Below are 10668 nucleotides of genomic sequence, written 5' to 3'. Positions count from 1 at the left end.
CGCGGCACCCGCGCAGGGCGGCCACCGCGCAGCCTGCCGCCGGGCGCCCGCCGCCGGGCCGGCCGGGCGCGGGCCTCAGCGGCCGTCCGGGCCGCCGTGCCAGGACCGCCACAGCGCCGCGTACGCCCCGCCGGCCGCGACCAGCTCGTCATGGCTGCCCCACTCCGTGATGCGGCCGCCGTCCACCACCGCGATCAGGTCCGCGTCGTGCGCCGTGTGCAGCCGGTGGGCGATCGCCACCACCGTGCGGCCCTCCAGGACCCGGGCCAGCGACCGCTCCAGATGGCGTGCCGCACGCGGGTCGAGCAGCGACGTCGCCTCGTCCAGCACCAGCGTGTGCGGGTCCGCCAGCACCAGCCGGGCCAGCGCCACCTGCTGGGCCTGCGCCGGGGTCAGCGCCCGGCCGCCCGAACCCACTTCGGTGTCCAGACCCGCCGGCAGAGACCCCGCCCACGCGTCGGCCCCCACCGCGCGCAGGGCCGCCTTCAGCTCGTCGTCGTCAGCGTCCGCCCGGGCGAGGAGCAGGTTGTCGCGCAGGGAGCCGACGAACACGTGGTGCTCCTGGTTCACCAGCGCCACGTGCTCCCGCACCCGCTCGGCCGGCATCCGCGCCAGTTCCGCCGCACCGAGCGTGACCCGGCCGGACCGCGGCCCGTAGATGCCGGCCAGGAGCCGGCCCAGCGTCGACTTGCCGGCACCGGACGGGCCGACCAGCGCCAGCCGGGTGCCCGGGGCCACCGCGAGCGACACCCCGTGCAGCACGTCCACGCCCTCCCGGTACCCGAACCGCACCTCGTCCGCCCGCACGTCCCGCCCCTCGGGCCGCACGGCGCCGTCGCCGGGGTCCGACCCCACCTCGCGCACGCCCACCAGGCGGGCCAGCGACACCTGGGCCACCTGGAGCTCGTCGTACCAGCGCAGGATGATCCCGATCGGCTCGACCAGCATCTGCGCGAGCAGTGCGCCCGTCGTCAACTGGCCCACGTCCAGACGGCCGTGCAGCACGAGCGCGCCGCCGATCAGCAGGACGGCGACCAGGACCAGCGTGTGCGTCAGGCTGATGACCGGCAGCAGCACCGTCCGCAGGTACAGGGTGTACCGTTCCCACGCCGTCCACTCGGCGATGAGGCGGTCCGACAGCGCGACCCGCCGCGCCCCCAGCCGATGCGCCTCCACCGTGCGGCCCGCGTCGACGGTCTCGGCGAGCGCCCCCGCCACCGCGGCGTACCCGGCGGCCTCCGAACGGTACGCCTGCGGGGCGCGCCGGAAGTACCAACGGCAGCCCGCCAGCAGCAGCGGCGCGGCGACCAGCACGGCGAGGGCCAGCGGAGGGGCGGCCACGGCCATGCCGCCGAGCAGCAGCGCCACCCACACCACGCCGATCGCCAGCTCCGGCACGGCCTTGCGCATCGCCTCCGCCAGCCGGTCGACGTCGGTGGTGATCCGGGACAGCAGGTCACCGGTGCCGGCCCGCTCCAGCACGCCCGGCGGCAGCCGCACCGACCGCACCAGGAAGTCCTCGCGCAGGTCGGCCAGCATCTCCTCGCCGAGCATCGCGCCGCGCAGCCGCACGAGGCGCACGAACACCGCCTGCACCAGCAGGGCGGCCGCGAAGAGCCCCAGGACCACCTCCATGCGCAGGTTCCGCGAGCCCGCCGCGATCCCGTCCACGAGCCCGCCGAGCAGGTACGGGCCGGTCATCGACGCGACGACGGCGACCGTGTTCACCCCGACCAGCACGGCGAAGGCCCGCCGGTGGCGGCGCAGCAGCTCCCGTACGTACGCCCGCACGGTCGCGGGGGAGCCCACGGGCAGGGTGGTCGCCGACTCCGGGGCCGCCGGATCGTACTGCGGTGGCGCCATGCCGATCATGCGGACTCCTCGGTGTGCTCGACGTGCTCGGTGTGCCGGACGCGCCCGGATGCGAACGTCCCGTCCGGGGCGACCGGACGGGACAGGGGAGAACCGCCGGGGCCGTACGCACCGGACGCGGTGCCCGGGGCGGAGGCACCGGACGCGGTCCCCGGGGCGGAGGCACCGGACGCGGTCCCCGGGCCGGACGTGCCGGAGGGCTCGGCGGCGTCGGGTGCGCGGGAGACGACCGCCCGGTACAGGGGCTCCGTCAGCAGCAGCTCCCGGTGGGTGCCGGACACCGCGGCGCGCCCCTCGTGCACCAGCACCACCCGGTCAGCCCGGTCGAGCAGCAGCGGAGAGGAGGTGAACACGACCGTGGTGCGCCCGGCGCGCAGCCGCCGCACCCCCTCGGCGACCCGCGCCTCGGTGTGCGAGTCCACCGCCGAGGTCGGCTCGTCGAGGACCAGCACCTCCGGGTCCGCGACGAGGGAGCGGGCCAGTGCGAGCCGCTGCCGCTGGCCGCCCGACAGAGACCTGCCGCGCTCGGTGATCCGGACCCCCATCGGGTCGGCGTCCGGTTCCGGCGACGCCTGAGCCAGCGCGTCCAGCACGTCACCGCAGTGCGCCGCCTCCAGGGCCTGCCGGGCGCCCACCTCCCCGGACGACGGCACGTCGAGCAGCTCCCGCAGCGTCCCCGACAGCAGCACCGGGTCCTTGTCCTGCACCAGCACCGCCGTGCGGGCCGTCTCCAAGGGCAGCCCGTCCAGCGGCACCCCGCCGAGCCGTACGGGGGCGAGGCCCGCCGCGCCGTCCGCGGGGTGGCCGCCCAGCCGGTCGGCGAGCCGCCCCGCCGCGTCGGGGTCGCCGCACACCACGGCGGTCAGCAGCCCTGCGGGCGCCACCAGCCCGGTGGCCGGGTCGTGCAGCTCCCCCCGGGGCAGTCCGTCCGCGGAGGCGGGTTCCTCCGTGCGGGACAGCGCGAGCACCCGGGCGGTGCGCCGGGCCGACGGCCGGGAGAACGACCAGGCCATGGCGACCTCCTCGAACGCGCGCAGCGGGAACTGCGTCAGCATCACCACGCCGTAGACGGCGACCAGTTCACCGGCCGTGATCCGGCCGTCGAGTGCGAGCCGCGCGCCGTACGCCACGACGCCGATCAGCAGCAGTCCCGGCAGCACCACCTGGACGGCCGCGATCAGCGCCCAGGACCGTGCGCTGCGCACGGCGGCGGCCCGCACCTCCTGCGACGCCCGCCGGTAGCGGCCGAGGAACAGCTCCTCACCGCCGATGCCGCGCAGCACACGCAGCCCGGCGACGGTGTCGGAGGCCAGCTCCGTGGCGCGGCCCGCCTTCTCCCGCTGCTCGTCGGCGCGCCGCGTGGCTCGCGGCAGCAGCGGCAGCGGGGCCAGGGCGAGCACCGGCACGCACAGGGCGACGAGCAGGCCCAGCTCCGGCTGGTACAGCAGGAGGCCCGCGCACACCGCCAGCAGGGTGAGGGCGGCCGCCGCGAACCGCGACAACACCTCCACGAACCAGCCGATCTTCTCGACGTCGGCGGTGGAGACCGCGACGACCTCGCCCGCCGCCACCCGCCGGGTCAGCACCGCGCCCAGCTCCGCCGTCCTGCGGGCCAGCAGCTGCTGCACCCGGACGGCGGCGCCGATCCAGTTGGCGACCGCGGCGCGGTGCAGGAGCGCGTCCCCGGCCGCGATGGCCGCGCCCTGGGCGGCGAGGATCCCGCCGGCCGCGGCGAGCCCGGTGCCGGAGCCGTCCACGACCGCCTGCACGGCCAGACCGACGCCCAGCGGCAGCGTCGCGATGCCCACCTGCATGACGAGCGCCCACCAGAGGGCGGTGAGCTGGCCCTGCCACTGCTTGCGGCCCAGCCAGACGAGGAACCGGGTGCCCGAGCGGACGTCGGGTTCGCCGGGGTCGGCGTACGGAAGATGGCGGATCTGCATGACGTCCCAGGCTTGTCGTGGAGCGGCGGAGGCGGAGACGTGCCAGGCTCGCGCCGCCACGGGGCCCGGGGCAAACGGTTTTCGCTCCCGACGGCACGGAACCCGCCAGGACCGCACACGGCCGCGTTCCGGCGGCCCCGCGCCGGGCCGTCGCGGGCGGGCGCTTCCGCACGGCGCCCGCGGCCGCCGTCGACACCGACGGCTCCGGACCGTCAGGGGCGCGTCGCCCGCTCCAGTTCGAGCAGGACCGAGTGGTAGCGGCGTCCCGTCGCGTGCTCCATGCCGATCTCGCACATGCGGTTCGCCGACAGGTGCGCGTCGAAGGGCCGGGCCGTCACCTCCGCGGCCTCCCGGGCCGTCGCGGCCTCCGTCAGCTCCCGGTGCAGCAGCCCCCGGTCGCCCGCGAAGGCGCAGCAGCCGGCGTCGTCCGGCACGACCACCTCGTCGGCGCACGCCCGGGCCAGCGCGGTCAGCCGGTCCTCCGCGCCGAGCCGCCGGGCGGCGCAGGTCGGGTGCACCACCGCGGACGGCACCCGGCGCCGCACGGTCAGCAGCGGCAGCAGCCGGTCCGCCGCCCACACCGTCGCGTCCAGCACCGTCAGCTCCCCGTGCAGCTCCCGGTTGCGGTCGCCGAGGTACGGCGCCACGTCCCGCTCCAGCCCGAGGGTGCACGACGACGCGTCGACGACCAGGGGGAGCCGCCCGCCCTCGGTCCATCCCCAGGCGGCCTCCACGATCCGGTCGGCCGCCACCGCGGCGGCCTCCTCGTAGCCCTTGGAGGACCAGAGGGTGGCGCAGCAGGTGCCGCGGACGTCACCGGGGATCCACACCGGGAGCCCGGCCCGCTCGGACAGCGCCACGACGGCTTCCGGCAGGGACGGGCCCCGCTGCCCGGCGGGGCCGCCGAAGATCCGGTTCACACAGGCGGGGTAGTACACGGCGGCGGCCCCGTCCCGGCGGGTGGCGGGCAGCGCGGTGGCGGCCGCACCGGGCAGCTCCGGCAGCCACTCCGGTACGAGGTCGGGCCGTACGGCCCGGCGCAGGGCGCCGGTCACGGCCTGCGGCAGCCGGTCGCCCGCGAGCCGTCCCGCGTGGTGCGAGGCCGTCAGGGCGCGGCGGGCCGCCGCCTCCGCCGTCGCGAAGTGGCGTGCCGCGAGCGCCGCGGCCCGTTCCTCCCGCGGTGTGTGGCGGGCGTGCCGCAGCCGCTTCATCAGCGCGCCGGTGTCGATGCCGACCGGGCACGCCGACTGGCAGGAGCCGTCCGCGGCGCAGGTGTCGACGGCTTCGTAGCCGTACGTCACGGCCAGGGCGGTCTCGACGCGGGAGCCCGCGGGCTGCCGGGCCATCTCACGGCGCAGCACGATGCGTTGGCGCGGAGTGGTCGTCAGGTCGCGGCTGGGGCAGACCGGTTCGCACAGGCCGCACTCGATGCACGGGTCGGTCAGCGGATCGACGGCGGGGACGGACTTCAGGCCGCGCAGGTGGCCGCGCGGGTCGCGGTCCAGCACGATCCGCGGTGCCAGCACCCCCTCGGGGTCGAGCGCCTGCTTGGTCCGCCACATCAGGTCGGCGGCCTTCGCGCCCCACTCCAGCTCCAGGAACGGGGCGATGTTCCGGCCGGTGGCGTGCTCGGCCTTGAGCGAGCCGTCGAAACGCTCCACCGTCATCCGGCAGAACGCCTCCATGAACGCCGCGTACCGTTCCACGTCGGCCGGGTCCGCCGGGTCGAAGGCGAGGAGGAAGTGCAGGTTGCCGTGGGCGGCGTGGCCGGCGACCGCCGCGTCGAAGCCGTGCGCGGTCTGGAGGGCGAGCAGTGCCTCGCAGGCTTCGGCGAGGCGCTCCGGCGGAACGGCGAAGTCCTCCGTGACCAGGGTCGTGCCGGTCGGCCGGGAGCCCCCGACGGCGGTGACGAACGCCTTCCGGGCGGTCCACAGGCGGCCGATGGCGGCCGGGTCGCGGGTGAAGGCGTTGCTGACCGACGGGACCGGCGCGACGAGGTCCAGGGTGTCCAGCACCTCCGCGACCGCCCACTCCTGGGCCTCCAGGGCCGCGCCGTCGGGTGCCCGCAGCTCGACGAGCAGCGCGGCGCACTCCCGCGGCAGTTCCGCCCAGTCGGCGGGCACGCCGGCCACGCGGACGGACGCGCGCAGAGTGTTGCCGTCCATGAGCTCCACGGCGCCGGCCCCGGCACCGGCCAGGAGCGGCACGGCCGCCGCGGCGGCCGGGAGGGAGGGGAAGAGCAGCAGCCCCGTCGACACGGCACGGTCCAGCGGCAGCGTGCGGAACACCGCCTCGGCGACGAACCCGAGGGTGCCCTGTGAGCCGACCATCAGCCCGCGCAGGATCCCGGCGGGCGTCCGGCCGTCGAGGAAGGCGTCGAGCCGGTAGCCGTTGGTGTTCTTGATGCGGTGCTTGGCGCGGATGCGGGCGGTGAGCTCTGGATCGGCTTCGATCTCCGCCTTGAGGGTGAGCAGCGCCTCGCAGAGTTTCGGTTCGGCGCGCAGGAGTTCGTCGTCGGCGGCCGGGTCGCCGGTGTCCACGACGGTGCCGGACGGCAGGACGACGGTCACGGACGCCATCGTGCGGTACGCGTTGCGGGTCGTCCCCGCCGTCATGCCGGACGCGTTGTTGGCGACGACCCCGCCGACCGTGCAGGCCGCGGCGCTCGCCGGGTCGGGTCCGAGGACGCGGCCGTGCCGGGCCAGCGCGGCGTTGACCCGGGCGACCGTGGTGCCGGGGCGGACCCGGACGCGGGCGCCGCCGTCCAGCACCTCGACGCCCTCCCAGTGGCGGCGCACGTCCACGAGGATGTCCTCGCCCTGGGCCTGCCCGTTGAGGCTGGTCCCGGCCGCCCGGAAGACCACCTCGCGGCCCTTGCCGTGCGCGAACGACAGGATGGCGGACACGTCGTCGACGTCCTCGGGGACGAGGACGACCTGCGGCACGAACCGGTACGGACTGGCGTCCGACGCGTACCGCACCAGGTCCGAGACCTGCCACAGCACCTTCTCGGGTCCGAACACCGCCTGCAGCTCCTCGCGCAGCGGAGTGGGCGTGCCGTGCGCGGTCAGGTCGGCCAGCCGGTCGGGCAGCGGACTCCGCCCCGGGTCGCCGGGGCGGAGGGCGTCCGGCTTCGGCTCCAGCAGCGGCATGTCGCACTCCCCTCGACGTGGCGCGGGGCGTGCGGCGGGCTCAGCAGGGCCGCTCCGGCACTCCGTCGACCAGGGCGGACAGCAGCCCGCCCAGCAGCTCGCGCTGTTCGGCGGTCAGTGGAGCCAGGATCTCCTCTGCGGCGGCCCGGCGCGCGCTCCTCAGCTGCCTCAGCGTGGCGCGCCCCTCCTCCGTGAGCTCGATCCGCACGACGCGGCGGTTGGCGGGGTCCGGGACGCGCCGCACCCGGCCGCCGGCCTCCAGGCCGTCGACCAGGCTCGTCACCGCCCGGGGCACGACCTCCAGCCGGGCGGCGAGGTCGGCCATCCGGGGCGGCGCCTCGTAGTGCGCGACGGTGCGCAGCAGCCGGGACTGGGCCGGCGTGATGCTGACCTCCACGGCTTCCAGCTGCCGCTTCTGGCTGCGGTGGAGCCGTCGGGTGAGGCGCAGCAGCTGCTCGGCCAGGAGGCCGTCGGCGTCGGGAGCGTTCATAATCGGAAGCGTATCAGGACCTCGTTCATTGTGAAGTAAGGTAACAGTGAGCTATGCTCTTCGTCGACGTCCCCGTCGTGCGGCGTCCGTGGGCCGTCCCGCGCACCGCGTCCGCCTCCGGCCGACCCTGAGGAGCCCATGCGTATCCACGCCGAGACCGACTGGACCCCGCCGCCCCCTGACCCGGATCAGCCGCCGGCGCAGATCCGGCGCATCCTGCGGCTCTTCCGTCCGTACCGCGGGCGGCTGGCCGTCGTGGGTCTGCTCGTCTGCGCGGCCTCGCTGGTGGGGGTGGCCTCGCCGTTCCTGCTCCGCGAGATCCTGGACACGGCGATCCCCGAGGGCCGTACGGGGCTGCTGAGCCTGCTCGCCCTCGGCATGATCCTCACCGCGGTGGTCACCAGCGTGTTCGGCGTCCTCCAGACGCTGATATCCACGACCGTGGGCCAGCGGGTCATGCACGACCTGCGCACCGCCGTCTACGCGCAGCTCCAGCGGATGCCGTTGGCGTTCTTCACCCGCACCCGTACCGGCGAGGTGCAGTCCCGGATCGCCAACGACATCGGCGGCATGCAGGCCACGGTCACCTCCACGGCCACCTCCCTGGTCTCGAACCTGACGGCGGTGGTGGCCACCGTCGTCGCCATGCTGGCGCTCGACTGGCGGCTCACCACCGTCTCCCTGCTCCTGCTCCCGTTCTTCGTCTGGATCAGCCGCCGGGTGGGCCGCGAACGAAAGACGATCACCACCCAGCGCCAGAAGCAGATGGCCGCGATGGCCGCCACCGTCACCGAGTCACTGTCGGTGAGCGGCATCCTGCTGGGCCGCACCATGGGTCGTGCCGACTCGCTGACCCGGTCCTTCGAGGCCGAGTCCGAGCGGCTGGTGGACCTGGAGGTCCGCGCCTCCATGGCCGGGCGCTGGCGCATGGCCTCGGTCAGCATCGTCATGGCCGCCATGCCGGCCCTGCTGTACTGGGCCGCCGGCTTCGCCCTCCAGACCGGCGGCCCCGCCCTGTCCATCGGCACGCTCGTCGCCTTCGTCTCGCTCCAGCAGGGGCTCTTCCGCCCCGCCGTCAGCCTGCTGTCCACGGGCGTGCAGATCCAGACCTCGCTCGCGCTCTTCCAGCGGATCTTCGAGTACCTCGACCTGCCGGTGGACATCACGGAGTCCGAGCGGCCCGTGCGAATGGACCGGGTCCGCGGCGAGGTCCGCTTCGAGAACGTCTCCTTCCACTACGAGCAGGACGGCAGGGCCGACGGCGGCCCGGCCCAGGGGGTTCCGACGCTCGACGGCATCGACATCACCGTGCCGGCCGGCAGCAGTCTCGCCGTCGTCGGCGCCACCGGTTCCGGCAAGTCCACCCTGAGCTATCTGGTCCCCCGGCTGTACGACGTCACGGGCGGCCGGGTCACGCTCGACGGTGTCGACGTGCGCCACCTCGACTTCGACAGCCTCACCCGCGCCGTCGGCGTCGTCTCCCAGGAGACGTACCTCTTCCACGCCTCCGTCGCCGACAACCTGCGCTTCGCCCGACCGGACGCGACCGACGCGGAGATCGAGGCCGCAGCGAAGGCCGCCCAGATCCACGACCACATCGCCTCGCTCCCGGACGGCTACGACACCCTCGTCGGGGAGCGCGGCTACCGCTTCTCCGGCGGGGAGAAGCAGCGCCTCGCCCTCGCCAGGACCATCCTGCGCGACCCGCCGGTCCTCATCCTGGACGAGGCGACCAGCGCGCTCGACACCCGTACCGAACACGCGGTGCAGCAGGCCATCGACGCCCTGTCGGAGGGGCGGACCACGATCACCATCGCCCATCGGCTCTCCACCGTGCGGGACGCCGACCAGATCGTCGTCCTCGACCGCGGCCGCATCGTCGAACGGGGCAGCCACGCCCACCTGCTGGCGCAGGGCGGCCGGTACGCCGCGCTCGTCCACGGCGACACGCTCCTGGACACGACGGCGGCGCCGCCGCTCCCGTGGGACGGGGGAGCGACGGCGCCGAGCGAAGTGAGGGTCAGACCAGCCAGCCCACGAAGTGCATGAAGCCGGCGAGCAGGTCCGTGAGGATGTTCATGGGACGTGGTTCTCCTTGTACGTCGTGCAGTGTGGGACCGCGCAACCGAGGTCTGCAGCCCGTCGCTTGCGCACCGTAAGCATCATCTGCCGCGGGGCTGCTGCGGGGCGGATTCCGGTCCGGCCACACGTTCCAGCGAACACCCGCTCGTGCGTTCGTGTGTTCGTCCGGGGTGTCGCGAGGCGACCGCGCCGGGGATATGTCCGATTTTGTGAGAAGTTCCGGCTACTGTGCCCGGCATGAGGCGCGAGTTCTGGCGGCGCATCCGCGCGCCCCGCCACCGACGCGGACCGCGGTTGACCCGCCGCGGCCGGATCGTCCTGCTCACCGGCGCGTTCGCCCTGGTCGCAGCCGGTGTCCTGCTACCGCTGCTGCTCCTGAGGGAGCCCCCGCCGGTCGAGCCTCCCCCTACGGAGACCCGCACCCTCGTCATTCCGGAGGGCTGGCGGGCCACGCAGGTGTACGCCGCCGTCGACGAGTCCCTCGGCGTGCCCCCCGGCACCACTGAGGCCGCCGCCGTCATCCTGGCCGACCGCCTGCCGCCCGAGTCCGGGGGCAACCCCGAGGGCTTCCTGTTCCCGGCGACGTACCCGATCGACGACACGACCACCCCGGAGAGCCTGCTGCGGTACATGGTCAGGACCGCCGGGGAGCGCTTCGCGGGCGACCGCATCACCGAGGGCCTGCAGCGCGCAGGCCGGGGGCTGTACGACACGGTGGCCATCGCCAGCATCGTCCAGGCGGAGGCCGACAGCCCCGAGGACATGGGCAAGGTCGCCCGCGTCATCCACAACCGCATGGCCCTCGGCATGGCCCTCCAGATGGACTCCACGCTCAACTACGCGCTGCACCGCTCCACGCTGGACACGAGCCACGCGGACACCCGCATCGAGAGCCCGTACAACACCTACGCCAAGACGGGCCTGCCGCCCACCCCCATCGGCAACCCGGGCGAGGACGCCATGCATGCGGCCGTCGAGCCGACGCCGGGCGACTGGCTCTACTTCGTCACCGTGAAACCGGGCGACACCCGCTTCACCGCCAGCTACGCCGAACAGAAGAAGAATGTCGCCGAGTTCAACGAGCACCGCCGCACCGCCTCCTGACGCGCCGCCCGCCCTCCGCCGCGCG

At 74.9% G+C, this 10668-nt stretch carries 6 protein-coding genes; 2 read left to right on the top strand and 4 right to left on the bottom strand.

Annotated features, from left to right (window positions below):
• Nucleotides 1-75: 75 nt before the first annotated feature.
• The 4 genes from BJP40_RS29620 to BJP40_RS29605 form a co-directional block, all read right to left on the bottom strand.
• The gene (locus BJP40_RS29620; protein WP_071283706.1) at nucleotides 76-1872 is read right to left on the bottom strand and encodes an ABC transporter ATP-binding protein; all 1797 of its coding nucleotides are present in this window, start codon (nucleotides 1870-1872) and stop codon (nucleotides 76-78) included.
• The gene (locus tag BJP40_RS29615) at nucleotides 1869-3815 is read right to left on the bottom strand and encodes an ABC transporter ATP-binding protein (protein WP_079171564.1); all 1947 of its coding nucleotides are present in this window, start codon (nucleotides 3813-3815) and stop codon (nucleotides 1869-1871) included. The genes BJP40_RS29620 and BJP40_RS29615 overlap by 4 nt, the downstream gene beginning before the upstream one ends.
• Nucleotides 3816-4027: 212 nt before the next feature.
• Complete coding sequence (locus BJP40_RS29610; RefSeq protein ID WP_071283703.1) at nucleotides 4028-6967, bottom strand: FAD-binding and (Fe-S)-binding domain-containing protein; 2940 nt, start codon at nucleotides 6965-6967, stop codon at nucleotides 4028-4030.
• 40 nt (nucleotides 6968-7007) lie between these two features.
• The gene (locus BJP40_RS29605) at nucleotides 7008-7457 is read right to left on the bottom strand and encodes a MarR family winged helix-turn-helix transcriptional regulator (RefSeq protein WP_071271496.1); all 450 of its coding nucleotides are present in this window, start codon (nucleotides 7455-7457) and stop codon (nucleotides 7008-7010) included.
• Nucleotides 7458-7595: 138 nt separating this feature from the next.
• Between BJP40_RS29605 and BJP40_RS29600 the strand changes: the two genes are divergently transcribed.
• Together BJP40_RS29600 and mltG are read left to right on the top strand one after the other, a co-directional pair.
• Nucleotides 7596-9506, top strand: coding sequence for an ABC transporter ATP-binding protein (locus BJP40_RS29600; RefSeq protein WP_071283700.1), 1911 nt, complete (start codon nucleotides 7596-7598; stop codon nucleotides 9504-9506).
• A gap of 270 nt (nucleotides 9507-9776) precedes the next feature.
• The gene (mltG, locus tag BJP40_RS29595) at nucleotides 9777-10643 is read left to right on the top strand and encodes an endolytic transglycosylase MltG (protein WP_071283709.1); all 867 of its coding nucleotides are present in this window, start codon (nucleotides 9777-9779) and stop codon (nucleotides 10641-10643) included.
• Nucleotides 10644-10668: the final 25 nt, after the last annotated feature.

Source organism: Streptomyces sp. CC53, assembly GCF_001865245.1.
Lineage (GTDB): Bacteria > Actinomycetota > Actinomycetes > Streptomycetales > Streptomycetaceae > Streptomyces.
This window is presented reverse-complemented; position numbering and strand designations above follow the sequence as displayed.